At 72.7% G+C, this 25,599-nt stretch carries 20 protein-coding genes; 11 read left to right on the forward strand and 9 right to left on the reverse strand.

Features of this window, described 5'->3' with window-relative positions:
• Positions 1-108: 108 nt before the first annotated feature.
• Together ACFY12_RS09010 and ACFY12_RS09015 are read right to left on the reverse strand one after the other, a co-directional pair.
• Positions 109-300 (reverse strand): hypothetical protein, encoded by a 192-nt coding sequence (locus ACFY12_RS09010; RefSeq protein ID WP_390715097.1) that lies wholly within the window; start codon positions 298-300, stop codon positions 109-111.
• 154 nt (positions 301-454) lie between these two features.
• Complete coding sequence (locus tag ACFY12_RS09015; protein WP_390715098.1) at positions 455-2,878, reverse strand: SpoIIE family protein phosphatase; 2,424 nt, start codon at positions 2,876-2,878, stop codon at positions 455-457.
• A gap of 159 nt (positions 2,879-3,037) precedes the next feature.
• Here ACFY12_RS09015 and ACFY12_RS09020 point away from each other — a divergent pair, with 159 nt between their 5' ends.
• Entirely contained in the window at positions 3,038-3,820 is a 783-nt protein-coding gene (locus ACFY12_RS09020; RefSeq protein WP_390715099.1) for a VOC family protein, read from the forward strand.
• A 14-nt stretch (positions 3,821-3,834) separates the two neighbouring features.
• Here ACFY12_RS09020 and ACFY12_RS09025 read toward each other — a convergent pair whose 3' ends face one another.
• Both ACFY12_RS09025 and ACFY12_RS09030 read right to left on the reverse strand, forming a co-directional pair.
• On the reverse strand, positions 3,835-6,648 hold the full coding sequence (locus ACFY12_RS09025; RefSeq protein WP_390715100.1) for a hypothetical protein: 2,814 nt from the start codon (positions 6,646-6,648) through the stop codon (positions 3,835-3,837).
• A gap of 121 nt (positions 6,649-6,769) precedes the next feature.
• Entirely contained in the window at positions 6,770-8,092 is a 1,323-nt protein-coding gene (locus ACFY12_RS09030) for a S1 family peptidase (protein WP_390715101.1), read from the reverse strand.
• 368 nt (positions 8,093-8,460) lie between these two features.
• On the opposite strand from ACFY12_RS09030, the gene tdh reads away from it, so the two are divergent.
• The 7 genes from tdh to ACFY12_RS09065 all read left to right on the forward strand — a co-directional run bounded on the left by tdh (position 8,461) and on the right by ACFY12_RS09065 (position 16,047).
• On the forward strand, positions 8,461-9,489 hold the full coding sequence (gene tdh / locus ACFY12_RS09035) for an L-threonine 3-dehydrogenase (protein WP_390715102.1): 1,029 nt from the start codon (positions 8,461-8,463) through the stop codon (positions 9,487-9,489).
• Between the two features lie 72 nt (positions 9,490-9,561).
• Complete coding sequence (locus tag ACFY12_RS09040; protein ID WP_390715103.1) at positions 9,562-10,779, forward strand: glycine C-acetyltransferase; 1,218 nt, start codon at positions 9,562-9,564, stop codon at positions 10,777-10,779.
• Positions 10,780-10,829: 50 nt separating this feature from the next.
• Complete coding sequence (locus ACFY12_RS09045; protein WP_390715104.1) at positions 10,830-11,729, forward strand: LysR substrate-binding domain-containing protein; 900 nt, start codon at positions 10,830-10,832, stop codon at positions 11,727-11,729.
• Between the two features lie 458 nt (positions 11,730-12,187).
• A complete protein-coding gene (locus ACFY12_RS09050) occupies positions 12,188-12,637 on the forward strand; it encodes a cyclic nucleotide-binding domain-containing protein (RefSeq protein WP_390715105.1) in 450 nt (149 codons plus the stop codon).
• Positions 12,638-12,776: 139 nt separating this feature from the next.
• Entirely contained in the window at positions 12,777-13,109 is a 333-nt protein-coding gene (locus ACFY12_RS09055; RefSeq protein ID WP_390715106.1) for a hypothetical protein, read from the forward strand.
• On the forward strand, positions 13,106-15,580 hold the full coding sequence (locus tag ACFY12_RS09060; RefSeq protein WP_390715107.1) for a heavy metal translocating P-type ATPase: 2,475 nt from the start codon (positions 13,106-13,108) through the stop codon (positions 15,578-15,580). The genes ACFY12_RS09055 and ACFY12_RS09060 overlap by 4 nt, the downstream gene beginning before the upstream one ends.
• Positions 15,577-16,047, forward strand: coding sequence for a copper chaperone PCu(A)C (locus ACFY12_RS09065; RefSeq protein WP_390715108.1), 471 nt, complete (start codon positions 15,577-15,579; stop codon positions 16,045-16,047). Before ACFY12_RS09060 ends, ACFY12_RS09065 begins: the two co-directional genes overlap by 4 nt.
• Before the next feature lie 87 nt (positions 16,048-16,134).
• On the opposite strand, the gene ACFY12_RS09070 is transcribed toward ACFY12_RS09065, so the two are convergent.
• On the reverse strand, positions 16,135-16,716 hold the full coding sequence (locus tag ACFY12_RS09070) for a sigma-70 family RNA polymerase sigma factor (RefSeq protein ID WP_390715109.1): 582 nt from the start codon (positions 16,714-16,716) through the stop codon (positions 16,135-16,137).
• Positions 16,717-16,765: 49 nt separating this feature from the next.
• On the opposite strand from ACFY12_RS09070, the gene ACFY12_RS09075 reads away from it, so the two are divergent.
• On the forward strand, positions 16,766-17,107 hold the full coding sequence (locus ACFY12_RS09075; RefSeq protein ID WP_390715110.1) for a zf-HC2 domain-containing protein: 342 nt from the start codon (positions 16,766-16,768) through the stop codon (positions 17,105-17,107).
• A 231-nt stretch (positions 17,108-17,338) separates the two neighbouring features.
• Here ACFY12_RS09075 and ACFY12_RS09080 read toward each other — a convergent pair whose 3' ends face one another.
• Positions 17,339-18,094 carry a PE-PGRS family protein gene (locus ACFY12_RS09080; RefSeq protein WP_390715111.1) on the reverse strand — a complete coding sequence of 252 codons (756 nt, stop codon included), beginning with the start codon at positions 18,092-18,094 and terminating at the stop codon, positions 17,339-17,341.
• 121 nt (positions 18,095-18,215) lie between these two features.
• Between ACFY12_RS09080 and ACFY12_RS09085 the strand changes: the two genes are divergently transcribed.
• Positions 18,216-20,324: a SpoIIE family protein phosphatase gene (locus ACFY12_RS09085; protein WP_390715112.1), complete on the forward strand. Its 2,109-nt coding sequence runs from the start codon at positions 18,216-18,218 to the stop codon at positions 20,322-20,324.
• A gap of 103 nt (positions 20,325-20,427) precedes the next feature.
• Here ACFY12_RS09085 and ACFY12_RS09090 read toward each other — a convergent pair whose 3' ends face one another.
• From ACFY12_RS09090 to ACFY12_RS09100, 3 genes are all read right to left on the reverse strand, one after another.
• Positions 20,428-21,378 (reverse strand): phosphotransferase, encoded by a 951-nt coding sequence (locus ACFY12_RS09090; protein ID WP_390715113.1) that lies wholly within the window; start codon positions 21,376-21,378, stop codon positions 20,428-20,430.
• A gap of 86 nt (positions 21,379-21,464) precedes the next feature.
• Positions 21,465-23,117 (reverse strand): ribosomal protection-like ABC-F family protein, encoded by a 1,653-nt coding sequence (gene abc-f, locus ACFY12_RS09095; RefSeq protein ID WP_390715114.1) that lies wholly within the window; start codon positions 23,115-23,117, stop codon positions 21,465-21,467.
• A gap of 388 nt (positions 23,118-23,505) precedes the next feature.
• Positions 23,506-24,117 (reverse strand): TetR/AcrR family transcriptional regulator, encoded by a 612-nt coding sequence (locus ACFY12_RS09100; RefSeq protein WP_390715115.1) that lies wholly within the window; start codon positions 24,115-24,117, stop codon positions 23,506-23,508.
• A gap of 247 nt (positions 24,118-24,364) precedes the next feature.
• On the opposite strand from ACFY12_RS09100, the gene ACFY12_RS09105 reads away from it, so the two are divergent.
• Positions 24,365-25,534 (forward strand): FAD-dependent oxidoreductase, encoded by a 1,170-nt coding sequence (locus ACFY12_RS09105; protein ID WP_390715116.1) that lies wholly within the window; start codon positions 24,365-24,367, stop codon positions 25,532-25,534.
• Positions 25,535-25,599 lie beyond the last annotated feature (65 nt).

Raw genomic sequence — 25,599 nt, forward strand, 5'->3', positions numbered from 1 at the left:
CGGGGGCGCTGCCCCCGATGGCGGCCTGAGCTAGAAATCCTCGATCAGCCCTGGAGGGTGAGGAATCCCCTCCCTTCAGGGAGGGGAGGTTTCAAAGCGGATAACCCGTCATGGCAGATACCGTTCGATGGCGCCGGGACCCTCCTCGGCGATCAGACGCCTGGCCCATTCCAGGCTCGACGGGGTGGGCTCCCGACCGGAGGCCTTCACCAGGTCTTCCGGGTCGTACGGCCGCTCGCTACCGGTAAACAGCTCGGCCGGCCGGTGCTGGGCCGGCTGCTCCTTGCCATTGGTCGTCACAGGTCCTCCTCGTGTCCGCGCTCGCCGGGTCGCCGGGACCTCGCTCGGTTCCATCATGGACCGTGGTTCCATCATGGGACCCGCTCCGGGCAGCCGCACGGCGTGCACCGCGCCCCAGGCCGGTCCCGGACCTCCCCGGGCCTCCCGCCGCAGGTCAGTCGACCGGCCTCGGCGCCCCGGGGTACCGCGGCGGAAACGCCTGCTCCGTCCAGATCGTCTTGCCGTACGGCGTGTAGCGGGTGCCCCAGCGCTGCATCAGCTGCGCCACGATGAACAGCCCCCGCCCGCCCTCGTCGTCGGTCGCGGCGTACCGCAGATGCGGCGAGGTGTGGCCGGTGTCCGACACCTCGGTCAGCAGGGTCAGATCGCGCAGCAGCCGCAGATGCAGCGGCCCCGAGGCGTGCCGTACGGCATTGGTGACCAGCTCGCTCACCGTGAGTTCGGTCGCGTACGACAGCTCCTCCAGCCCCCACTCCCGCAGCTGCCCGGTCGCCAGTTCCCGGGCCGTGCCCGCCGCGGCCGGCTCGGCGGGCAGCTCCCAGGCCGCCACCTGCCGGGTGTCCAGCTCGCGGGTGCGGACCAGCAGCAGCGCCGAGTCGTCGTCGCCCGGCCCGCCCGGCAGCAGTGCGTCCAGTGCCCGGTCGCACAGCTCCTCCAGCGGTCTGCGGTGCTCGCCCAGCACCCCGCTGAGGATCTCCAGCCCCTCGTCGACGTCCCGGCCGCGGGCCTCGACCAGCCCGTTGGTGAACAGCGCGAGCAGGCTGCCCACGGGCAGCTCCAGCTCCAGCGATTCGTACGGCAGGCCCCCGAGCCCCAGTGGCGGGCCGGCCGGCAGCTCCGGGAAGCACAGGCCGCCCCCGGCGTCGACCACGGCCGGCGGCAGATGGCCGGCCCGTGCCATGGTGCAGTGCCGTGAGACCGGGTCGTAGACCGCGTACAGGCAGGTGGCGCCGGTGGCCACGTCGTCCGGGCCGGCGTCCGCGCCGACCGTGTCCGCCCGGCCGCCGGCGGTCTGGCCCACCAGGTCGTCCAGCCGGCTGAGCAGTTCGTCGGGCGAGAGATCCAGCTGTGCCAGCGCGCGTACCGTCGTCCGGAGCCGGCCCATGGTCGCCGCCGCCTGCAGCCCGTGCCCGGCCACGTCCCCGACCACCAGCCCGACCCGCGTCCCGGAGAGCGTGATGACGTCGAACCAGTCCCCGCCGACCCCGGCCCGCTGGTCGCTGGGCAGATAGCGGTAGGCGAGATCGACCGCGGACTGCTCGGGCAGATGCTGCGGCAGCAGGTTCCGCTGGAGGGTCAGCGCGGCGCTGTGCTCCCGGGTGAAGCGCCGGGCGTTGTCCAGGCACACCGCCGTACGGGTGACCAGCTCGTCGGCGAGGGCGATCTCGTCCTTGTCGAAGAACGCCGGCTGCCTGCGCCGGACGAAGGTGACCAGCCCCAGCGCGGCGCCACCGGCCCGCAGCGGTACCACCATGGAGCCCTCCGCGCGCACCGTTCCGCCGGACGACAGACTCCGGTACGGGAGCGAGCCCGGCGGGTACTCGATGCGGTACGGGCCGTCCGGCACCGCGTCCGGCGGGTCACCGGCGGAGCGCGTGGCCACCCGGACCAGTCTGGGCAGCCGGCCGTTGCCCGCTTCCGGCTCCTCGCCCGCCAGAACGGACTGGACCAGGTCGACGGCGACCGCGGCGGCGAAGTCCGGGACCGCCACCTCGGTCATCTCCCGGGCGGTGACGGCCATGTCGAGTGTGGTGCCGATCCGGGTGCCCGCCGCGACCAGCAGGTTCAGCCGCTGCTGCGCCTGGTAGCGGGCGGTGATGTCGAAGGCGTCCTCGCATACCCCGATCACCTGCCCGCCGGGGTCGTGCAGCCGGTAGTAGGAGCAGGACCAGACGTGGTCGGGGCCGGGGTCGGAGGGCTGCTGCCCGACGAAGTGCAGATCGAGGACCGGCTCGCCGGACTCCAGGACCCGGCCCATCACCGCGTCCAGCGTGCGCGGATACCCCTCGGTCACGAACCCCCCGTCCGGGTACAGCTCCTCGGCCCGGGTGCCGAGGAACTCCCGCAGCGGCAGCCCGATTTCCTTCACAAACGCGGAGTTCGCCCAGGTCAGCCGGAGGTCCTGGTCGTAGATGCCCAGTCCCACGGGGGACTGGGTCGCCAGCCCCTCCAGCATCGCCTGCTGGGACTCCCAGACCTGCTGGGCATCGAGGTGGGCCGCCACCAGGATGCGGGCCGGCACCCCCGCGGGGGCACCGGCCGCGACGCTCAGCGGGCAGACGGTGACCGCCACCGGCAGCAGCCGGCCGTCCCGGTGCCGTGCCGTCCGCGGTTCGCTGCCGCTGAGCGAGGTCTCCGGCGGCCCTCCGGACCACATGGGACCGGCCGCCTCGGCGGCCGGCAGGAAGGTCGTCAGGGGGCGGCCGATGATCTCCTCCGGCGAGTACCCCAGAAGCCGCCTGGCCGCCGGGCTCCACCCGACGACCAGGTCCCGGGCATCCAGCACCGCGGTGGCCGCCCTGGTCACGTCGAGGGGGCCACGCGAGCCGACCTGCTCCGCCGCGTTCCCTGCGTTCATCGCATCAACCCAGCCCGTTCGGTACCTACAGCATCGATCCTGATCAAGACCGGCACAACCGCGCTGCCCGGCGTCGCGCCCCCTTGGTGCGGGGCAGCGGGGGCGCTGGCACAGTGGGAGGGGGTGCGAGGGAGCGGGAAGCGACAGGAGGCGGATGTCATGTCGGCCGAGGGCCTCACGACGCCGGCACGGGGCGCTCCGTGCTGGGTCAGCCTGCTGGCCCGCGATCTCCAGGCCGCGCAGGACTTCTACTCCGCCGTACTGGGCTGGCGCTTCCGCCCGGCCAGCCTCGGTGAGGAGTTCTCCGTGGCCTTCGCGGACGGCCAGGCGGTGGCCGGCATCGGCGCGCTCGCCCGGAACTTGCGGGTCGCCGTGGCCTGGACCTCGTACTTCGCGGTGGAGAACGCCGATGAGACCGCGGACCGGATCCGCGAGCGCGGCGCCACCGTCGCGGTCGGCCCGATCAAGCTCGGCCCCGGCCGCGCCGCCCTCGCAGCCGACCGGGACGGCGCCACCTTCGGCTTCTGGGAAGGGCAGACGCTCGCCTGGTCCGTCGGGCAGGGCAGCGCCCCGGCGTGCCTGGAGCTCCGCACCCGGGACGCCTTCGAGGCCGCCATCTTCTACGCCGAGGTCTTCGACTGGGCCTCGGAGCAGCCCGGCGGCTGCGCGGTGACCTACGAGGACGACCAGGTCATCGTCCACGACGGTACGCATGTCGTCGCCACCCTGCGCGGCGGTGCCGTCGAGGCCGCCCCGGACCCGCGCGTACGGCCCCGCTGGCACGTCCACTTCCCGGTCGACGACATCGAGAAGGTGGTCGCCGCCGCGGTGGCCGCCGGCGGCACGGTCACTCCCGTGACCCCGACCCCGGACGGGGAGAGCGTCCAGGCCGTGATCCGCGACCCCGACGGTGGTCTCTTCACCGTCACCGCCCCGGGCTGACGGACCGCCCGCGGTCACCGTCCCCGCTCCGACTCCAGTGGCGGACACCACGACGACTGCGGCCGCCCGCCGACCCGGCCGCAGAACCCGGCCTGGACGGGCCTGCCCGTGTCGTCGATGTGCTGTACGGACAGCAGCTTGTCCAGCGGAACCTGGCGGTCCACGTCACCGCCGAAGCCGATGATGCCGCTCGCCCCGTCGAGTGCCTTCTGGCCGTGCACACCGCTGATCGCATGCCAGACCGCCGGCGGGGTCAGCGGCATCCCCGCGGCCTGCTCACGCAGCTGCTTGACCGCGTTGACGTACAGCTTGACGGCGTCGAAGCCGAGCGCCGCATGCCCGTCCAGTGAGGAGCTGGGCACCTTCGCGCAGTCCTCGGGGAAGATCCGGCCGAGCTCCGCGTACAGCTCGCTGGTGCCGTCGCAGCGCGCCGAGCCGAGCGTGAAGTCCAGGAAGTCGTAAGGGATCCCGGGGTACTGCACACGGCGTTCCGCGTCGGCGGCCAGCCGCGCGACGTCGTCCCCGCCGATGAGCACCGGCGGGTCCGAGTGGCAGGACTCGTTGATGCCGCCGAGCAGCGACTCGAAGTCCTCCGAGCGGCCCGCGAAGAACACCACACCCTGGTACGAGCAGGTCTGCCGGCCGACCGTCCCCGGGCCCGGAGCGTCCGAGGAGGGCTCCTCACCCGGCGGCGGGGGCGGCGTGAACAGCGCCTTGGCGGCCGCGAATCCGCGGGACCGGAACTGCTGGGCGACATCCTCGCCGAGGGACCTGCTGTAGGTGTCGCTGGGGTCGGCGGAGCTGATGATCCGCACCGTCCGGACCGGCTTCTTCGCGCCCGGGCCCACCAGGTGATCGGCGTACGCGGCGGCGACCTTCGCCTCCCGGGTGTTCTGCGGCGACACCTGGAAGTACATCGGTGACTGCCGTACCAGCGAATCCGCGGACAGGGTCGTGGCCACCATCGGCAGCCCCGCCGCGGTCAGCCTCCGTATCGTGCGGTTGGTCGCCTCGCGGCTCTGGTCGAGCCCGGTGACCCCGACGATGGACGGATCCTGCTGCCGGAGCCGGTCCAGGATGTCCACCGCCTGCGTACCGAAGCGCATCCCCGATCCGGCGTTGGCCGGGAAGATCCGCAGGATCGGCTCCCCGGGGCCGGTGCCGCGCAGCTGCCGGGACTGGGCGCTGGCCGCGCCCTGCAGCGCCTCGCGCCCGTAGGCGAGCTGGCCGGTGGGCTTGCCCGTGACGCTGAGCAGCGCGGACAGGTGGACGAGGGTGACGAACGGGCGGTCCGGCGCGGCCTGGTGCACCTCCTCGGCGCGCCGGTTCTGCGCGTAGACGGTGCGCAGGGTCTTGTCGAGCGCGGGGTCGGGGGAGTGGAAGGTGAAGCCGTACCGCGCCACCCCGATGCACTCGCCGGTCTCCGCGGTCCACAGCGTCGCCGCGTCCTCGTCGAACCGGCTCAGCCCGCAGTGCTCCTGCCGGTAGGCCCGCTCGGCGCGCAGCACCAGACCGCCACCGCCCAGCAGCGCGACAGCCACCGCGCAGGTCACCGCCAGGGACACCACCCGGCGTGCCCACAGCGGTGGTTCGGGGATCCGCAGCCGGGCGTCCTGGGCGACCTCCAGCCGTCGCGTCAGCTCGTAGCTCCCCTCGGACGGCGGCATCAGCCGGGGCACGGTCACCGGCAGGTACCAGGGCGCGCGGTTACGGGCCCGGCCCTGGTGGAGGAAGGTGTCCCGCCAGCCGCCGTAGAGACGCTCCGAGAGCTCCCACAGTGAGCTGTGGCCCCAGTCCGCCCGCATCCGGGTGCCTTCGGCGGGCGGCTCGGCGCCGCAGCTGATGACCAGCAGCGGGTCGAAGGCGCCGGTCTCATTGCGGACGTCGACGACGGCCCGCAGCAGCGGATAGCCGCAGTTGTCCGCCGCCACGCCGTCGAGCAGCGCCACGCAGTACGCGGTGCGCCGGGCCGTACGGGGCCGCCAGAAGCGGCGGCGGAACGCCACCCGCAGGTCCTCCAGGAACGCGTTGACCATCAACTTCCGCAGCTGGTCCGGGTCTTCGACCTGGTTGTGCGGGGCGGTCAGCCGCTCGGCGAACCCGATGAAGGTACCCGGGTCGCGCGGCGCGAGGTAGGGCTGGTTGAGCAGCCAGCGGTACTCACGTCCCAGCCCGCGGCGGATCCGGAACCACGCGAGGGGGAAGACATGGACCGCGAACAGCCATACCCACCAGGGCACTTTGCCGTCCACCGCGAGCTCGGTCTCCGGGGAGCGCAGCAGCCCGAACACCCTTCGGCGGCGGAACTCCCGCTCCCGCAGGCCCCGCAGCAGGGTGTGGTCACCGCCCTCCATGTCACCGGAGCGGCCGGGACCATCGTCCGCACCCGCCTGCGCCAGCCAGTTGACCAGACCGAACCGGCGGAAGCGGACCCGTCCGTCACTGCCGTTGACACTGAGGGCGAGGCCCTGGGCCAGCCGCTCCAGGGCGCGGCGGGCCGCTTCGACGGACTCGGGGCCGGACGACGCGCCGCCGGTTCCGAGGTCGTACACCACATGCGGCACCCGGCGGGGGTCGGCGTGGCTGAGGAAGTAGCTGATGCCCTTGGCGAGCTGGGCGTGGTCGTCCCCGGCGACCAGGCAGATCACCGGCAGGCCTTCGCGCCCCTGCGCCACTCCGCGGTGCCGCACCGGCTCGGGGCACTCCCGGCGCCGCGGTCGGCGCACCAGGTCGGCGATCAGCCGGAGCAGATGCCCGGCGCCGCGGAAGACGGGGATGTGGGAGGAGAGAGGGGAGGGGAGAGTGGAATCGAGTTCGTCCGATGCCATGGTGCCCCTGAGGAAGGGTCGGGGTCGGATGGCAATTCTGACACCGTCCCACGGGCGGTCGCTATGGTTCCGGCACACTCAGGGGCCCCAGGCGGCTCGGTCAACTCCCTTTTCTCTGCGGTCAGTTCAGCGACATCGATGCGGTGGGTGAGGTGTCGTTCGAGGTGCCGTTGCGGTCCGGCCCGCGGTCGCCGCCCGGCGCGCTGTTGCCGCCCGCGCTGCCGCCACCGGCGCTGCCGCCTCCCGTGCTCTCGTCGCCCCCGGTGCCGATCTGCGCCCCCGTGGCGGCGAGGGCGGCGGTGACCGGCTGGAAGAAGGTCTCGCCGCCCTGGGTGCAGTCACCGCTGCCGCCGGAGGTCAGTCCGACGGCCGCGTCGCCGGCGAACATCGAGCCGCCGCTGTCGCCCGGTTCGGCGCAGACATCTGTCTGTATGAGGCCGCTGACGACGTCGCCGTTCCCGTAGTTCACCGTGGCGTCCAGGCCGGTCACGGTGCCGTCGTGCAGCCCGCTGGTGGAGCCGGACCGCTGCACTCTCATGCCGACGGCGGCCTCCGCGGTCCGGCTGATCGGCTGGGTGCCGCCGTTGCCCAGGTCGACCGCGCTCTGCGGCCGGGCGCCCGGATCGTCGTAGGTGACGAGGGCGAAGTCGGTCCTCGGGAACTGGGAGTCGGTCACCGTACCCAGCGGCCGGCCGCCGCCCTGGTCCGCCGACCAGGTCCGGGAGTCGTTGCCGCAGTGCCCCGCGGTCAGGAAGGCCAGGGCGCCCTGGACCGTCACGTTGAAACCCAGTGAACAGCGGGCGCCGCCACCGAAGATGGCGCTGCCGCCGACCGGCCCGGCGGCCGCGCCGCCGCTGCCTTGACCGTCATCGCCCTGCCCGCCGGCTGCTTGTCCGTCGCTGCCGCTGCCCGGACTTCCTGAGGCCGTGCCTCCGCCGTCGAACCGCCGGAACTCGCCCCGGGAGTGTTTGACGGTGACCATGTCCGCACCCAGCCTGTCCGTGACGCCGGTGAGCGTGGCCATCCTGGCGCCGGTGACCGTCCGGTCGGCGAGCACCACGATCTTGTTGGTCGTGGGGTCGATCGACCACGCCGTACCGGGCACCGCGGCGGTCTCGCGCAGGGTCCGCGTACCGGACTTCAGCGCGGTCAGGCTGTTGTGGACGACCCTGGCCACCGCGCCCTTCGCCCGGACGCCCGCGGCGTCGTCCTCGGACAGCACGTTCATCACCAGGTGACCGTTCGCACCGTCCAGGTACCAGCCGGCGGCCCGGTCCCCGAGGTCCGCCTTCAAGGCGGTAGCCAGCCGGCCGGCCGCGGGGGCGCTGAACGTCCGCAGGGCCGTGGGCCGGTCCGTGCTCGCACTGGCGTCGGGGAGCAGGATCGCCGCGCCGGTGATGGCGACCGCGGCCGCGCCGGCGATGACGCCCGTCCGCTTGTTCACGTGTCGGTGGCTCACTTCACAGACCTCCAGGGACGCACAGGACGAGGCACACGGAGGCCGCGGTGCGTCACGCCGGCATCCGTGGGGGGTTGCCACCCAGTCCTACGCAGCCCCGCCCGCCTCGTCGCGTGGCCGCGCAACCTGTGATGAATTCCGGCATTCGCGATGGCGGCGCCCTACACTCCCCGGCTCGGCCCGGGCCCGTCCCCGGCCTGCCCCGGGCGGGCGTAAAGGCCAGCTGCGACCGTGCTTAAGAAATCCTCGATGGACCTGGCGGCGCGAATACGGGAGATTTCCTGACGAAGTTCGGGTGGCCCGGGTGTGGCCCCTGGCAGGTCACTTTCTCTTTTCTTTCGGGAGCCGTAGCGGTGAAGGCACTGGTCAAGCAGAAGGCGGAGCCGGGCCTGTGGCTCACGGACGTGCCGGAACCGGCGGTCGGCCCGGGGGACGTCCTGATCAAGGTGCTGCGCACCGGCATATGCGGCACGGACCTGCACATCCGTGCCTGGGACGGCTGGGCCCAGCAGGCCGTGGACACCCCGCTGACCCTCGGGCACGAGTTCGTCGGCGAGGTGGTGGAGACCGGCCGCGATGTAGCCGACATCAAGGCCGGCGACCTGGTCAGCGGCGAGGGACACCTGGTCTGCGGCAAGTGCCGCAACTGTCTGGCCGGCCGCCGTCATCTGTGCCGCGCCACGATCGGGCTCGGCGTCGGCCGGGACGGTGCCTTCGCCGAGTATGTGGCGCTGCCGGCCGGCAATGTGTGGGTCCACCGGGTCCCGGTCGACCTCGACATCGCCGCGATCTTCGATCCGTTCGGCAACGCCGTGCACACCGCGCTGTCGTTCCCGCTGGTCGGTGAGGACGTCCTGATCACGGGAGCCGGGCCGATCGGGATCATGGCGGCGGCCGTGGCCCGGCACGCCGGTGCCCGCAAGGTCATGATCACGGATGTCAGCGAGCCGCGGCTGGAGCTCGCCCGCAAGGTCGGCGTCAGCCTCGCGCTCAACGTCGCCGACCGCACGATCGCCGAGGGCCAGCGCGAACTGGGCCTGCGGGAGGGCTTCGACATCGGGCTGGAGATGTCCGGACGGCCCGAGGCGATGCGCGACATGATCGCCAACATGACGCACGGCGGCCGGATCGCCGTCCTCGGCCTGCCCTCCCAGGACTTCCCCGTCGACTGGTCCCGGATCGTCACTTCCATGATCACGATCAAGGGCATCTACGGCCGGGAGATGTTCGAGACCTGGTACGCGATGTCCGTGCTGCTCGAAGGCGGCCTGGACCTCTCGCCCGTGATCACCGGCCGGTACTCCTACCAGGATTTCGACGCCGCCTTCGACGACGCCGCCAGTGGCCGCAGCGGCAAGATCATCCTCGACTGGACCGCCTGACCCCGCACCGGTCCGCCTCCGGGCGTCCCGCCCCGTCGGCCCACTCGCCCTCACGCACCTTCAGGAGACCCCATGTTCGACTCCGTACGCGACGAACTGCGCACCACCCTCGACGAGATCCGCGCCGCCGGACTGCACAAGCCCGAGCGGGTCATCGGCACCCCGCAGTCCGCCACCGTCGCGGTCACGGCGGGCGGCAACCCCGGTGAGGTGCTGAACTTCTGCGCCAACAACTACCTCGGCCTCGCCGACCACCCCGAGGTCGTCGCCGCCGCCCACGAAGCGCTCGACCGCTGGGGCTACGGTCTCGCCTCGGTCCGCTTCATCTGCGGCACCCAGGAGGTCCACAAGGAGCTGGAACAGCGCATCTCCGGCTTCCTCGGCCAGGAGGACACCATCCTCTACTCCTCCTGCTTCGACGCCAACGGCGGTGTCTTCGAGACCCTGCTCGGCCCGGACGACGCGGTGATCTCCGACGCCCTCAACCACGCCTCCATCATCGACGGCATCCGGCTCTGCAAGGCCCGCCGCTTCCGCTACGCCAACCGCGACCTGGCCGACCTGGAGAGCAGGCTGAAGGAAGCCACCGAAGGCGGCGCCGGCCGCAAGCTGATCGTCACCGACGGCGTCTTCTCCATGGACGGCTATGTCGCCCCGCTGCGCGAGATCTGCGACCTCGCCGACCGCTACGGCGCCATGGTCATGGTCGACGACTCGCACGCGGTCGGCTTCGTCGGCCCCGGCGGCCGCGGCACCCCCGAACTCCACGGCGTCATGGACCGCGTCGACATCATCACCGGCACCCTGGGCAAGGCGCTGGGCGGCGCCTCCGGTGGCTATGTCGCCGCCCGTGCCGAGATCGTCGCCCTGCTGCGCCAGCGGTCCCGGCCGTACCTGTTCTCCAACTCCCTCGCCCCGGTCATCGCCGCCGCCTCCCTGAAGGTCCTCGACCTGCTGGAGTCGGCCGGCGACCTGCGCGAACGGCTGCACGCCAACACCGCGCTGTTCCGCTCCCGGATGGCCGAGGCGGGCTTCGACATCCTCCCCGGCGACCACGCCATCGCCCCCGTCATGATCGGCGACGCCGCCGAGGCGGCCCGGATGGCGGAGCTGCTGCTGGAGCGCGGGGTGTACGTCATCGGCTTCTCCTACCCCGTGGTCCCGCAGGGCCAGGCGCGGATCCGCGTCCAGCTGTCGGCCGCGCACTCCACGGAGGACGTCAACCGCGCGGTGGACGCCTTCGTGGCGGCGAGGTCCGCGATGGAGGCCGAGGCGAAGCCCGTCCGCTAGCCCCCCGGGGAGCGGCTCGGCCGGTGGTCCCGGCCTGAGAAAATGGCCGCATGATCGAAGCACGCCGGCTGCACATCCTGCGTGCGGTGGCCGACCACCGCACGGTCACCGCCGCGGCCGCCGCGCTCTACCTCACCCCGTCGGCGGTCTCCCAGCAGCTGGCCGCCCTGGAGCAGGAGACCGGGCACCGCCTGGTGGAGCGCGGCGCCCGCGGAGTACGGCTGACCCCCGCGGGCGACATCCTGCTCACCCACGCCCATGCCGTCCTCGCCCAGCTGGAGCGCGCCGAGTCCGAGCTCGCCGCGTACGGCTCGGGCGAGGCCGGCACGGTGACCGTCGCGGCCTTCGCCACCGGCATCTCCCTGGTCGTCGCGCCCGCGATCACCGCGCTGGCCCACTCCGCGCCCGGCATCCGGGTCCGGGTCCAGGACGCCGAGGGAGACGCCAGTCTGCGGATGGTGCTCGACCGGCAGGTCGACGTCGCGGTGGCCGTCGAGTACCGGGGCGCGCCCCGCGCGGACGACCCCCGGCTGACCAGGGTCCCGCTCTACGCCGAACCGTTCGACGCCGTCCTGCCGCCCGGGCACCGCCTCGCCGACGCCGCCCGGGTCGCGGTCGCCGACCTCGCCGACGACCCCTGGATCGGCCCCTACCCGGGCAACCCCTGCCATGACGTGGTCGTTCTGGCCTGCGAGTACGCCGGCTTCCAGCCCCGCCTGGAGCACTCCTCGGACGACTTCCGCGCGGTGGTCGCGCTCGCCTCGGCCGCGGCCGGGGTGGCCCTCGTCCCGCGCTCGGCGCTGCGCGATATGGACCTCACGGGCGTGACGGTGCGGCCCGTCGACGCCGCCGCCCCCACCCGCCGGGTGTTCGCCGCGGTGCGGCGGGGGGCGGAGGAACATCCGCTGTTCGCGCAGGTGCTGGCTGCGCTGCGCAAGGCGCTCCGCTAGGGGCTTCCCACGTTGTCGTCTGCGGCGCCGTGCTTGTTGCTCGCCGTTGCGCCTGCGGCGGGCGTGGGTTGGTCGGGCGCGGGTCCGCTCCTCCGGACTTCGTCCTGCGGAGCGGCCCCTCCCGGGAGTGGGAGGGAAGACGGTGAGTGGGGGTGTGCCTGAGTGGTCCACTGCGCGCGCATGACGGATGACGTGTACCCCCACCGGTCTCTTTCCACCCACCCACGGGAGGGGGCGCACCGCAGGACGAAGTCCGGAGGGGCGCACCCGTGACGTACAGCCCCGCGCAGCGGCAACAGCCCGCCGCAGGCGACACGGCGAGGAACGCCAAGAACAAACGGGGCGCCGCGACGGGCGCAACGGCGAAACGGAGGTACGGCGGGAAAGCCGAACACGTGGGAAGCAAGCCAAGCGCAGCGGAACGGCCGACAACGTGGGAGATATGCGAAGGTAGCCGCATGGCCACACTGTTCGACGCGATGCCGCCCGACCGGAGCCGGCGGCTGCACGAGATCGCCCATACGGTGTCGCTGCCCCGCGCCACCCGTGTCTTCGAGGAGGGCAGGCGGGCCGACCGGTTCTGGATCATCCGCAGCGGGCAGGTCGCCCTCGACCAGCGGGTTCCCGGGCGTCGCCCGGCGATCGTGGAAACCCTGGGCCGGGACGAGCTGCTCGGCTGGTCCTGGGCCTTCCCGCCCTACCTCTGGCACCTGGGCGCCGAGACCGTCGGCCCTGTGGAGGCGGAGGAGTTCGACGCCACGGTCGTCCGCGCCCTGTGCGAGTCCGATCCCGTCATCGGCCGGGCGATGTACCGCTATGTCGCCGAGACGGTGGCCGACCGGCTGCACGGCACCCGTACCCGTCTCCTCGACCTCTACGGACCCCAGGGCAGACCCCTCGAACCGTGACGCGCCCTGCCCGGCGGTCAAACCCAGTTAGTCGGGCCGGGACGCCGCCGAGTTCCGGCCGTGCGGCGGGACAAACCTCACGTGGCGAGGAGCCCGTGATCGGCCCCTCGGCGCCGCCGTCACCTGCCACGATGGCGCGATGTCCAGCTCTCCGGCCGACCGCCGTCGGCCTCCGCTTCCGTCTGCCGTCCGTACGTTGTTCGCCCGGCCGGTCCTGGCCTTCATCGCGCTGCTGGCGGTGCTCTTCGCGCTGTCGTACGAAGCCGGTGCACTCGTCGGCCCGGTGGCCCCCGGTCTGCGCCCGGCCGGCGGGACCGGGACCGGTACGGGGCCCAACGCCCCTGCCGACGACGGCGACATGGGCGACATGCACGGTATGCATGGCATGGGCGAGGTACGCGGTACGGGCGCGATACGCGGCATGGGTGCCCCGGCTCCCCGCTCTGTCACCGTAGGGGCGGCGACGCGATGACGCCCCCACAGCCCCCACAGCCCGCACCCCGGCAGCACAAAGCCGCCCCGGCACCGTCCCCCGCCCGTACCACCACCCTCACCATCGGCGGGATGACCTGCGCCGCCTGCGTGGGCCGGGTGGAGAAGAAGCTCGGCCGGCTGGACGGTGTGGAAGCCGCCGTGAACCTGGCCACCGGCCGGGCCACCGTCCACCACCCCGCCGCGGTGTCCGTCACCGACCTCGTCACCACCGTCGAGGCGGCCGGATTCACCGCGCGGCTCCCCGAACCCGAACGCGACCCCGAACACGACCCTGAACGCGGACCTGGGCCCGAGGGCCGGCCCGCCCCACGGCCGGACGTCCAGGACGACGACGGTGCCCGTGCCGAACGCCACCGGCTGCTGATCACCGCCCTGCTCTCGCTCCCCGTCCTGGCCCTGTCGATGGTGCCCGGCTGGCAGTTCCGCAACTGGCAGTGGCTCTGCTTCGCGCTCGCCGCCCCCGTCGCCGTATGGGGAGCCGCGCCGTTCCACGCCCGTGCGCTGCGCGGACTGCGGCACGGCGCCGCCACCATGGACACCCTGGTCTCGCTCGGTGTGGTCGCGTCGTTCGGCTGGTCCGGCTACGCGTTGTTCCTCGGCGGGGCCGGAGCACCCGGGATGACCATGCCGTTCAGCCTGCTGCCCACCGCCGGGGGCGGCACCGCGCACCTCTACCTCGAAGCCGCCGTCGGCGTCCCGCTGTTCGTGCTGGCCGGGCGGCGGATGGAGGCCAGAGCCCGGCACGGCACCGGGTCCGCCCTCCGGGCGCTGGCCGAGCTCGCCGCCAAGGACGTCGCGGTACGCACGGCCGACGGTGAGCGGAGCATCCCGGCCGACCGGCTCCGGGTGGGCGACCGCTTCCTGGTGCGCCCCGGCGAACGCGTCGCCACCGACGGCACCGTCGTCGAGGGCAGCTCCGCCCTGGACCTGTCCCTGATCAGCGGGGAGAGCCGGCCGGTCGAAGTGGGCCCCGGCTCGGCGGTCGTCGGCGGCGCGGTCAACTCCGGTGGTCTGCTGGAGGTGCGTGCCGACGCGGTCGGTGCCGAGACCCAACTCGCCCGGATCACCCGGCTCGTCGAGGACGCCCAGACCGGCAAGACCCGCGTCCAGCGGCTCGCCGACGCGGTCGCGGCCGTCTTCGTCCCCGCCGTACTCACCGTCTCGGTCACCGTCCTGGGCTTCTGGCTCGGCGCCGGAGCCGCCCCGCAGGCCGCCGTCACCGCGGCGGTCGCGGTCCTCGTCGTCGCCTGCCCCTGCGCGTTGGGGCTGGCCACCCCGACCGCGCTGCTGGCCGCCACCGGCCGCGGCGCCCAGCTCGGGATCCTGGTCCGCGGACCGCAGGCGCTGGAGCGGCTGCGCCGGATCGACACCGTCGTCCTCGACAAGACCGGCACCCTCACCACCGGGCGCATGAGCGTCACCGCCCTCACCGTGCGCCCCGATGGCCTGGACCCCGCCGAGGCGCTGCGCCTCGCCGCTCTCGTCGAGCAGGGATCCGAGCATCCGCTGGCCCGCGCCATCGTCGCCCACGCCCGTGCGCAACATCCACAGGACGGCCAACTCCTGGCGCCTGTACGTGACTTCACCGCGACACCCGGATACGGCGTACGCGGCGGGACGGACGACGGGCGCTTGGTGGAGTGCACCCGGCCAGGCACGCCGGCCGGGCTGCCGGCGCCCCTCGCGGATGCCGTGCGGGCGGCCGAGACCGCCGGCCACACCGCCGTCCAGCTCACCGTGGGCGGCACACCGGAAGCGGTCCTCGCCGTCGGCGACACGCTCCGTCCCGACAGCTACCGTGCCGTCCACCATCTGCGGCGCCTGGGCCTGCGGCCGGTCCTGGCCACCGGGGACCGTGCCGTCACCGCACAGACCGTGGCCGGGCACCTCGCCATCACCGAGGTCCACGCCGAGGCCCGCCCGGAGGACAAGGCCGCCCTCGTCGCCACCCTGAAGGAGCAGGGCGGCCGGGTCGCCGTCGTCGGCGACGGCGTCAATGACGCCGCGGCCCTGGCCCTGGCCGATCTGGGCATCGCCATGGGCAGCGGTACGGACGCGGCGATCGGCGCCGCCGATGTCACCCTCGTACGCGAGGACCTCCAGGCCGTCCCCGACGCGGTACGGCTGGCCCGGCGCACCCTGGCCACCATCCGCACCAACCTCGTCTGGGCCTTCGGCTACAACCTGGTCACCGTGCCGCTCGCCGCCATCGGGCTGCTCAACCCGATGCTCGCGGCCGCCGCGATGTCCGTCAGCTCGCTGCTCGTCGTCGGCAACAGCCTCCGCCTGCGCGCCTGGCGCCCGGGCGGCACGGAACGGAGAGCGTCGAGGAGGGCGTCGAGGAGGGTGTCGACAAGGACGGCCGCATCGAGGACGGCCCCTTCCGGGGCAGCCGCGTCCGGGACAGCCGCGTCCGGGACCGCCGTATCCAGGGGAGAGGCCGTATGAACCGCCCGTCCGTGGCATCGCTCGCCGTGCCGCTGGTCACCTGCCTGGCGACCCTGGGCATGCTCACCGCCTGGACCGTCACCGGCAACGCCGGAACTCCCGCGCAACTGACCGTCACCGAGGGCCTGGTGCTGGTCCCCTCCGGCTCCGAGGCCACCGCCGCGTTCTTCACCATCCGCAACAGCGGCGGTGCGGACGACGTGCTCACCGGCGTCACCGGCCCGGCCGGGCACCGGGCGATGCTCGGCCGCACCGTCGACATCGGGCGGAACGCCCGCAGTATGGCCATGGTCCGGACGGTCACCGTCCCGGCCGGCGGCATCGTGCGGATGACACCGACCACCCTGGACATCATGATCAGCCCGCCGCCGGCGCTCGCACCGGGTGACCAGCTCACCGTCACCCTGCACTTCCGCGACAGCCCGCCACAGACCGTGCGGGCCCGGGCGGTACGCCCCGGAGACTGACGCCGCGGGCACGGCATGAGGACGGGGTTCATGGCCCCACACCGGGAGCCATGAACCCCGTCGCCCGTCAGGCCATCGCTTCGCCCGTCAGGCCGCCGCTCCGGCCAGCTCCCGCTCCTCCGTTCGCTCCGCCGCCGTCACCAGCGCGACCAGCGTCTCCCGGGCCCGTGCCACCCGGGACCGTACGGTCCCCACCGGGCAGCCCACCACCCCGGCGGCCGCCGCGTACGGCAGCCCCAGGAGCTGGGTGAGGACGAACGCCTCCCGCCGCTCCGGTACCAGCGCGGCGAGCAGCTCGGCCAGCGCGATGCCCTCGTCGAATCCCGGCACGTCGTGCGGCTGCACCCGCTCCGCTGCCGACTGCCAGTCGTCGGTCGCCGCCAGCCGGGGCCGTACCGCACGGGACCGGATCCGGTCCGCGACCACCCGGCGGGCGATGGTCATCAGCCAGGTCCGGGCCGACGACCGGCCCTCGAACCGCGGCAGACTCCGCAGCGCCCGTACGTAGGTGTCCTGCACCAGGTCGTCGGTCGCCTGGGGGTCACCGCTGAGGTGCGTCACATAGCGCCGCACATCGAGCTGGGTGGCCCGGACGAACTGCTCGACGGCCCGCTCGTCGCCGCCGCGGGCGGCCAGCGCCCAGCCCGTCACCGCCTCGTCATTCCGCATACCGCGACCGCCCGTCACCGTGCCCCGGGGCTTCCGGGAGGATGGCCCCATGCACTGCTCGCGCGTCCGTACGGCCCTCTCCGCCCGCCTCGACGGGGAGGCGCTGCCCCCGGGTCTCACCGCCCGTGGGCTCGACGAGCATCTCGCGCGGTGCCGGGACTGCCAAGGGTGGGACGGGCGGGCACGAGCGCTGACGGCGCGCCTCGGGGGCGCCGTGGCACGGCCCGAAGACGATCCGGCCGATGTTGGCGCTGATGCAGATGCCGACGCGCTGCTGGCCCGACTGCGATCGGTATCCGCTTCTCCCGGCACAGGCACCGGTACGGGCACATGCACCGGTGCCGGCACTGGCACCGGCGCGGCCGTGCCGGACGGCGGACACGCCGGGTGACGCATGGGCGCCGGGCGGGCACCCTCCGGCACCCGGTGAGGCGCCGGTGGCGGAGGTGCACACCGCCACCACAGGCATCCGGACAGGATTCATCATCTGGAGTCCTTCGTAGGAGCCGGTCCCCGCGCGGCGGCGACCGGTGACGTCGGAGCCGGGGCCCTCGGGCGCCCCGCGCATCCGCGCAGCCCTCAGCGCCCGTCCGCCCCTCGGCTCGGGAATTCGACCGTGCTGTCAGCTGACAGCCGGCTCATACGGAGGACCCCGCAACGTCATCACATGGGCGAGCAGCAGCTTCCGTACCGCCCGCCGCGGCTCCTGCCGGGCCGAACGCACGACCCGCCGCACCTCGGGCAGCACCACCCGCAGCACCAGCACCAGTGGCGCGAACAGCCAGGCCGACACGGTCCGGACGAGCCGGAACGCCGCCCGTTCACCGCCCCACAGCCACCATGCGCTGAGCAGAGCGACCAGCAGGTGGGCCGCGAGCATGCCGGTGGGGCTGCCGTGCATCCCGGCCGGGCCGTCGTGCATCCCCGGCATCGGATCCGCGTGGCCCAGGTGTTGCTGCTGTCGCTGTATCAGCTCCAGCATCCGCGCGGCCTCACCGTCGGAGAACCGCATCCCCTGCGCACCGCACATCCAGGCGTTCGCCCACTGCCGGGCGGCCGGGAAACCTTCGCCGGAAGAGCTGGAAGCGCCGGTACCGCCGGCCCCGGCCGCCATCGCCTGGCCGAACGAGAACGCACTGTGCAGGGCGGTCTGGGCGCCGACGGTCAACAGTCCGACCAGCAGCGGACCACGTTCCCGGCCCGCGCAGCACCAGGCTCCTGCCGAGGTGCCCGCCCAGGCCGTGAGCAGCATCCAGGCGGGGATCGTGGCATCCGACATCACCGCATGGCCGAGGGCGGCGAGCAGTACACACACCGCGGCGAACACCGCGGCGCGCAGCCCTCTGAGAACCCACCCCGTATCCATGACAGGGGTCATCGTCGCACCCCGCCTCCGCGCCCGGACGGGAGGGGCACCCGGAAGCCGGACCTGCGCCCGCACCCGGGTCCGGGGACGATGGAAGGACGGCGAGGCACCGAGGCCGGAGGGAGTGCCGGTGATGAGCGCAGCCGACCCCTTCGGTTCCGCGGGCGAACCGTCCGCCTCCGGTTCCGAGGCGCCGCCACGGAGCGGGCTGCTGGACCTGCTCAGCGTCGCGGCGGTGCTCCTGGACGCCGAGGGGCGGATCGTGCTGTGGAGCCCGCAGGCCGAGAAGCTGTTCGGCTACTCGTCGCAGGAGGCGCTGGGGGAGTACGCGGCGCGGCTGCTGGTCCACGAGAAGGATCTGGACCTGGTGCTGAGGCTGTTCGCGGAGGTGATGGGGACCGGTGAGGTCTGGGCCGGAGCCTTCCCCGTCCGGCACAAGGACGGCAGTACCCGGCTGGTGGAGTTCCGCAATATGCGGCTGCTGGACGACCAGGGTGACTTCTACGCCCTGGGCATCGCCACCGATGAGGCGGTGCTGCGCCAGGTGGAACGGGATGTGGCCCTGTCGACGAGGCTGGTCTCCCAGTCGCCGATCGGGGTGGCGGTCCTCGACACCGACCTGCGGTATCTGGCCGTCAACCCGGCACTGGAGCGGATGAACGGCGTCCCCGCCCAGGAGCATGTCGGCCGGTCGGTCCATGAGGTACTGCCGTTGCTGCGGACCGATCAGCTGGAGGCCGCGGCCCGGCAGGTCCTGGAGACCGGGGAGCCGCTCGTCGACCAGTACACCGTGGGCCGTACCCCTGCCGACCCCGGCCATGAACACGCCTGGTCGCTCTCCATCTACCGGCTCGACGACCCTGGAGGGCGGGTACTGGGCGTGGCCGGCATGGTCGTGGACATCACCGACCGGCACCGGGCGGCCGCCGAGGCGGCCCGCGCGCGGCACCGCCTGGCCATGATCGCCGACGGTTCCGTCCGTATCGGCACCACGCTGGAAGTGGAGCGGACCGCCGGCGAACTGGCCGATGTCACGGTGCCCGAACTCGCCGATGTGGCTGCGGTGGACGTCCTGGACTCCGTCCTGGAGGACCGTCGTGCGGGACCGAGCGGTGAGTACGCGCTCTTCCGGGCCCTCGCGGTGCGGGCCGCCTACCCCACCGAGGCGGTCCGTGCCTCCGATCCGCCCGGGCACCTCGCCAGCTACGGACCCGACCGGCTGGTCACCCGGTGCGTGCGCACCGGCAGCCCCATCCTGCTGTCCCATGTCGACGAGCGGGACCTGCCCGGCATCGCCCGGTCCGCCGAGGCCGCCGCTCTCCTCGCGGCCGCCGGCGTCCACTCGTACCTCATCACGCCGCTGACCGCCCGCGGCGAGGTCCTCGGCGCACTGGTCCTCACCCGTGCCCGTAACCCCGTGCCGTTCGACGAGGACGATCTCACCCTCGCCGGTGAACTGGCCGATCGCGCCGCGGTGTGCATCGACAACGCCCGCCTGTACCAGCGGCTGCGCAACACCGCCGTCACCCTCCAGCGCAGCCTGCTGCCGGACCATCCGCCGCACCGGCCGGGCCTGGAGATCGCCACCCGCTACCAGCCCGCCGGGACCTCCAGCGAGGTCGGTGGCGACTGGTTCGACGTCATCCCGCTCACGGCGGACAAGACCGCGCTCGTCGTGGGCGATGTGATGGGCAGCGGCATCACCGCCGCCACCGCCATGGGGCGGCTGCGCACCGCCACCTCCACCCTCGCCGACCTGGACATCCCGCCGACCGGGGTACTGCGGCAGATCGACAAGATCACCGCCGATCTCCAGCAGTACGCCACCTGCGCCTACGCGGTCCACGACCCGCACGACGACACCTGCCGGATCGCCGTGGCCGGACATCTGCCACCGGTGCTGATGCGCCGGGGCGAGCCCCCCGAACTGCTCGACCTGCCCAGCGGCGTACCGCTGGGGGTCGGCGGCGTCCCGTTCGAGGACACCACCTTCCCCCTGCGCCCCGGCGATCAGCTGGTCCTCTACACCGACGGTCTCGTCGAGACCCGCCACCACACCATCGACGAACGCCTGGACCTCCTCCTCCGGCTCCTGGACCGCCCCGACCGGTCCCTGGAACACACCTGCGACCGCCTCCTGGAAGCCCTCCGCGACCCGGACGACCCGGACGACGTCGCCCTGCTCATCGCCCGGATCCGTCCCCGGGACCAGAAGAGCGGTGGCCTGGCCGACGCTCCGTGACCTCTACGTGGGGCGGGTCCGACGGCCGGGTCTGGTGCCGGGTCCGGTGGGAGCCGCTGGCTCCATCGTGCTGAGCATCGCGTTCAGCTCTCACCGGTGGGTGTCAGCCGTTCATGCCGCCCGCGAAGGGCATCGTCTGCCAGTGGTCGACGGCGGGCCCGAGGTACTCCATCAGCTCGGGCAGCTGCGGGACCAGCGTGAGAGTGGCGATGACCCGCAGCATGCCCAGGGCGTTGACGAAGCCCAGGACCTGCTCGTCGAGCGGCCTCGTGCCGTTGCGCCGCGCGCCGCGGTTGTAGGCGGATTCGTGCTCGGGGCCGAGAGCGGCCAGGTCCCACTCGACCGGGCCCAGTGTGACCAGTTCGAAGTCGGCGTAGAGGTCGCCGTCCACCCCGGAGTAGATGTTCGCGGGCGGGCAGTCGCCGTGGAGGGGCTGGAGGCCGATGCCCGGGTACCGGGCCTCGAAGGCCGTGCGTGAGCGGACAAGGGGTTGGAGAAGCTGCCACTCGCGGCGGGCGCGGTCCAGGTCGGCCGCGCCGATCAGGGTGGGGTGCCGGTCGAGCCGGGCGAGGCTCTCTGTGATGAACCGCGGATCGGCCGCGGACAGAAACTCCAGGCGGCCGGGGTAGGTGCGCATCGCCGCGTGCAGGTCGGCGACGCTCTCGGCGTTCGCCACATAGTCGGGTTCCTTGTCCCGGTTCTGCGGGACGAACGGCCAGAACGTCATCGAGAAACCGTCGCGCTGCACGGGTTCCCGCGGGACGAGCGGGCTGGGTGCGATCACGGGGACTCCCTTGTCGGCGAGCCAACGTGTCACATCCAACTCGTCCTGCTGGCGGCGCGCGAGGGCGGCCAGGTCGTCCGGGTGCGGCAGGACGGTGGGGATCCGGGCCACAACCGTCGAGGGCGCCAGGTGGACGACGACGGAGAAGACGTCGTGGAGCACTCTGGGGTCGGTGACGGTCAGGCCGAGCTCGCGCCCTGCCGCGACGGCCGCATCGACGGCGGCGGAGGTGCGGCCGGCGAGCTGTTGTGGTGTCAGGAAGGTGGTCATGGCTCCGTCGTTTCAGCGGGTTTTGCGGCTGTCGGGCAGGTCGGGACTGGCTGAGGGCCGTTCGCGGCGGAGAGGGACCCGAGGGGTCAGCGCCTGCGGCCGGCGTGCAGCTCCAGCTGCTCCCCTTCGAAGCGGGCGCGGAAGTCGCGGTCGTGCGAGACCACGACCACCGCTCCTGGGTACGCTGCGAGCGCCGCCTGAAGGTCCTCGATCAGGTCGAGCGCGAGGTGGTTGGTCGGCTCGTCGAGGACGAGGAGGTCCGCGGGACGGGTCACCAGGCGTGCGATCTGCAGACGCCGCTGCTGGCCCGCGGACAGGGCGGCGACCGGGACGCGCAGGTCCTCCTCACGGAACAGGCCGAGCGCCAGCAGCTGTGCGGCGTGCTCGTCCGGCGGTCCGGGCCGCCCGGCGGCGAATGCGGGGAGCAGGGGGAGCCGCGTGGAGTGCGCGGGCAGTTCCTGCGCCAGGTAGCCGATCCGGTCGGGGCGGCGTGCCGTGCCCGAGTCCGGCTCCAGGTCGCCCGCCAGGACGCGCAGGAGTGTCGTCTTGCCCGCGCCGTTCTCGCCCGTGACCAGCAGCCGCGCTCCGGGCGCGATCGCCAGGAGCCCGGCCAGGTGAAGCCGCTCGCCGACCCGTACCCCGTCGAGTTCGGCGAGGGGGCCCTGAGCGGTGTCGTCTGTGGCCGACAGTGCCGCCGTGAAGCGGAGCGGTGCCGGCGGCTCCGCGACCGGGTTGCGACGCAGGTGGGCCAGGCGCTCGCGGACGGCGCGCACCTGACCGCCGAGCTTCGCCTCGCTGGACCGGCGGTGCTTGCCGAAACCCTGCTGCGGGTCGCGGCCAGTGGTGGCAAGCCGCCTCCCCGCGGCCTCGAGCAGCTCTTCCATACGGGCCACCTCCTCGGCCCAGTCCGCGTACCGCTGCTCCGCGCCGCGCCGGGCGGCAGCCTTCGCGGCGCGGTAGCCGGCCCAGCCGTCGCCGTACCGGAGCACCGTGCGCGCATCCCGGTCGACCTCGAGGATCGTGGTGGCGACGCGTTCCAGGAAGCCGCGGTCGTGGGTGACCGCGACGACGGTGCCGCGGTGCTCGCGCAGATGCTTCTCCAACCAGAGCACGGCCGCCGCGTCGAGGTGATTCGTCGGCTCGTCGAGGAGCAGCAGTTCGGGGGCGGCGGCCAGGACGCAGGCGAGCGCGAGCCGCGACTGCTCGCCGCCGGACAGCGAGCCGAGCAGGCGGTCGCGGGTGAGGTGGGCGAGCCCGAGCCCGTGCATCGCGGCATCCACACGGGCATCCGCCTCGTATCCGCCGCGTTCCTCGTACGCGATCAGCAGTTCGCCGTACGCGGCGAGTTCCTCTGCCGCTGCCTCGCCGAGGGACTCCTCCGCCAACCGCAACTGGCACTCCATGTCGCGCAGTTCGGCGAGGGCGCGGTCGACGGCGTCCTGCACGGTGCGGTCAGCATCGAGGTCGAGGGTCTGGGCGAGGTGGCCGGTGCCGCCGGGGAAGCTGACGGTGATCTCACCGGCGTCCGGCATCTCGGCAGCGGCGAGCAGCCGCAACAGGGTCGACTTTCCGGAGCCGTTCTCGCCGATGACGGCAGCCTTCTCGCCCGGACGGACGGTGAAGCAGACCTGGTCGAGGATGGTCCGGGCGCCATAGGACTTGGAGACGTCCTTGACGGACAGCTGCGGCACGGCAGCGGGGGCAGTGGTGGGCAGGGCGGTATGAGCGCGGTCGCGCATATGACTTTCCCGGGGGATGCGAGGGTCTACGGGCGGCAGAAACGGCGGCATCGGCCGTGCCCGGACTCAGACGAAGAAGAGGAAAGCCATGCCCTCACCATAACAAGACGGACCGTCTCGCCTCAACCCGCGCGTGCCGCAAAGCCTGTGATCCGCGGCACCGCTGTCGGCCGACCGGGAAATGGATCGATTCCATACAGCGGACTTCGGGTCGAGACGGAGGGCTTCGGGTCGATCGGCCTGACATCCCAACGCAGTTCCCGACCGTCGTCGGCGATGCGAGTACCTGGGCGTCTCGGAATGCGCCGCGTAGTCGTCTCAAACAGATGCTGGAGCAGGCGAGTTCGAGGGGGCGCCGGTGGCGCCGTGATGCGGCGTCTTGTCGCGGTCACCCGGCCTGACCGGGGTGGCTTTCCTGTCGTGCCAGGGGGGTGGTGGCCCAGCCCTGTTCCAGCAGGGCGAACAAGTCGCGCATGGTCCGGGCCGGGTCTTCGCTTGCGCGGGCGATGCTGGGGGCTTCCAGCGTGAAGCGCGCCAGGCCGGTGACGGCGGGGGTGTCCGGGGCGAGCCCGGTGGCATCGGCGAGGGTGGCGGCCAGTGTCTTCTCGTGGCGCGACCACATGCGCCGGGCGTAATCCCGCAGTGCGGGGGTGGATTCGACGAGGACGAAAGTGGGGTCGTCGGTTCGCACGGCGGTACGGGCCTGCACCATGTGGTCGCGCAGGGCGTGCAGCACAGACTGGCCGGGGGCCCGGTCGCGAACAGCGGTGACCAGGGCGCTCTCGACGTCAGCGTCCAGATCGAAGACGAGGGCTTCCTTGCTGGGGAAGTGCTTGAAGAGCGTGCTCAACGAGACGTCGGCCGCCTCCGCCACCTCGCGGACACCGACGTTGTCGAACCCGCGCTCGGTGAACAGTCGCACTGCGGCATCCGCCAGAGCCTGCCTGGTCCGGGCCTTCTTGCGCTCGCGGCGTCCTGTCGTTGTCTCTGTCTCAGCCATCTTCCCACCCTACCTCCCGAGGGGATCCGATCGTAAAGGCGATCGGATAGAAAGTCGGAGCAGTTGTATTTTTGAATCGGCTGTGTTTCTGTGGGGTGGTGCGCCTGACCGACCGGCCCGTGGCCTGCTTCCTGCCCAAGGCGCCGAAGAAGAACCTGCGCCGCGCACGTGCCGGCCCGCCCCATTCCTCAGGGCGTCACCAAAGACCCGAGCACTGTCTTCATCCGTAGAACGGAGCGTGACTCTCATGTCCACAACCCCTCGCATCGCGATCGCCGGCGCCGGTCTTGGCGGCCTCGTCTGCGCACGCGTGCTGCAGCAGCACGGCGTGCCGGTCACGGTCTTCGAGCGTGAGTCCGGCCCCAACTCCCGCTCGCAGGGCGGCACCCTCGACATCCACGAAGACACCGGTCAGGTCGCCTTGCGCGCAGCCGGACTGTTCGACCGGTTCCTCGCCTTGTCCCGGCCCGACGGCCAGGAGTGGCGCCTGTACGACCGTCACGCGACCCTGATACGCCACGACCAGGCCGACGAGGGAAATCTGAGCAGGCCCGAGATCGACCGCGGACAGCTGCGGACCCTCCTGCTGGACTCCCTCGCCCCCGGCACCGTCCGCTGGAGCCACCCCGTCCAGGCCGTCGTCCCACTGCCCCACGGCAACGCCCGCCTGCACCATCACGACCGCACTTTCGAGGACTTCGACCTGGTCATCGGCGCCGATGGCGCCTGGTCCCGGGTACGCCCCGTGCTCTCCGACGCCCAACCCACCTACGCCGGTATCACGATGGTGGAAACCCACTTCGACGACGTCGACCAACGTCACCCCGGCATCGCCCATCTGGTCGGCGCCGGCACCATGTCGGCCAAGGCAGGCCGCCGCAGCCTGGTGATGCAGCGCAACAGCAACGGACACGTCCGCGCCTACATCACCTTCCGCGGCCCCCAGGACTGGCACGCCGGCCTCGACCTCGCCGACACCGAATCCGTACGCGTCCGCCTCCTCGCCCAGTACCAGGGCTGGGACGAAAGCTTGCTGGACATCCTGCGCGACAACGAGGGCGGTTTCATCAATCGGCCCATGTTCGTCCTTCCCGTTCCCCACTCCTGGCAGCGCGTCCCCGGCATCACCTTGCTCGGCGACGCCGCCCACCTGATGCCGCCCGTCGGCGTCGGTGCCAACCTCGCCCTGCTCGACGGCGCCGAACTCGCCCAAGCCGTCATCGGCCACCCCACCATCGACGAGGCCCTCGACGCCTACGAAAGCGTCATGCTGCCCCGCGCCATCGACAACGCGAAAACAGCCCAGCACATGCTCGCCACCCTCATGCCCGACACCGACTCCGACGACGCCCTCTTCCCCGACGCCGTCTGGCCGGCCGGCACCCTCCCTGACTCGCCCCCCGCTCACACCAGCTGAGCCCGGCCGCCATCGAACCGCCCCGACGCTTCCTCATGTTGTGGTCAAGCGGCTGTGATCGCTGG

The organism is Streptomyces sp. NPDC001339, from assembly GCF_042895955.1.
Classification (GTDB): Bacteria; Actinomycetota; Actinomycetes; order Streptomycetales; family Streptomycetaceae; genus Streptomyces.

Bases quoted from the DNA above. Each gene is read 5' to 3' on its own strand.
- ACFY12_RS09080 (WP_390715111.1), bottom strand. From the start codon at position 18,094: ATGACCCCTGTCATGGATACGGGGTGGGTTCTCAGAGGGCTGCGCGCC.
- ACFY12_RS09060 (WP_390715107.1), top strand. From the start codon at position 13,106: ATGACGCCCCCACAGCCCCCACAGCCCGCACCCCGGCAGCACAAAGCC.
- ACFY12_RS09070 (WP_390715109.1), bottom strand. From the start codon at position 16,716: ATGCGGAATGACGAGGCGGTGACGGGCTGGGCGCTGGCCGCCCGCGGC.
- ACFY12_RS09020 (WP_390715099.1), top strand. From the start codon at position 3,038: ATGTCGGCCGAGGGCCTCACGACGCCGGCACGGGGCGCTCCGTGCTGG.
- ACFY12_RS09015 (WP_390715098.1), bottom strand. From the start codon at position 2,878: ATGAACGCAGGGAACGCGGCGGAGCAGGTCGGCTCGCGTGGCCCCCTC.
- ACFY12_RS09045 (WP_390715104.1), top strand. From the start codon at position 10,830: ATGATCGAAGCACGCCGGCTGCACATCCTGCGTGCGGTGGCCGACCAC.
- ACFY12_RS09085 (WP_390715112.1), top strand. From the start codon at position 18,216: ATGAGCGCAGCCGACCCCTTCGGTTCCGCGGGCGAACCGTCCGCCTCC.
- ACFY12_RS09040 (WP_390715103.1), top strand. From the start codon at position 9,562: ATGTTCGACTCCGTACGCGACGAACTGCGCACCACCCTCGACGAGATC.
- ACFY12_RS09075 (WP_390715110.1), top strand. From the start codon at position 16,766: ATGCACTGCTCGCGCGTCCGTACGGCCCTCTCCGCCCGCCTCGACGGG.
- abc-f (WP_390715114.1), bottom strand. From the start codon at position 23,117: ATGCGCGACCGCGCTCATACCGCCCTGCCCACCACTGCCCCCGCTGCC.
- ACFY12_RS09050 (WP_390715105.1), top strand. From the start codon at position 12,188: ATGGCCACACTGTTCGACGCGATGCCGCCCGACCGGAGCCGGCGGCTG.
- ACFY12_RS09025 (WP_390715100.1), bottom strand. From the start codon at position 6,648: ATGGCATCGGACGAACTCGATTCCACTCTCCCCTCCCCTCTCTCCTCC.
- ACFY12_RS09055 (WP_390715106.1), top strand. From the start codon at position 12,777: ATGTCCAGCTCTCCGGCCGACCGCCGTCGGCCTCCGCTTCCGTCTGCC.
- ACFY12_RS09105 (WP_390715116.1), top strand. From the start codon at position 24,365: ATGTCCACAACCCCTCGCATCGCGATCGCCGGCGCCGGTCTTGGCGGC.
- ACFY12_RS09100 (WP_390715115.1), bottom strand. From the start codon at position 24,117: ATGGCTGAGACAGAGACAACGACAGGACGCCGCGAGCGCAAGAAGGCC.
- ACFY12_RS09090 (WP_390715113.1), bottom strand. From the start codon at position 21,378: ATGACCACCTTCCTGACACCACAACAGCTCGCCGGCCGCACCTCCGCC.
- ACFY12_RS09065 (WP_390715108.1), top strand. From the start codon at position 15,577: ATGAACCGCCCGTCCGTGGCATCGCTCGCCGTGCCGCTGGTCACCTGC.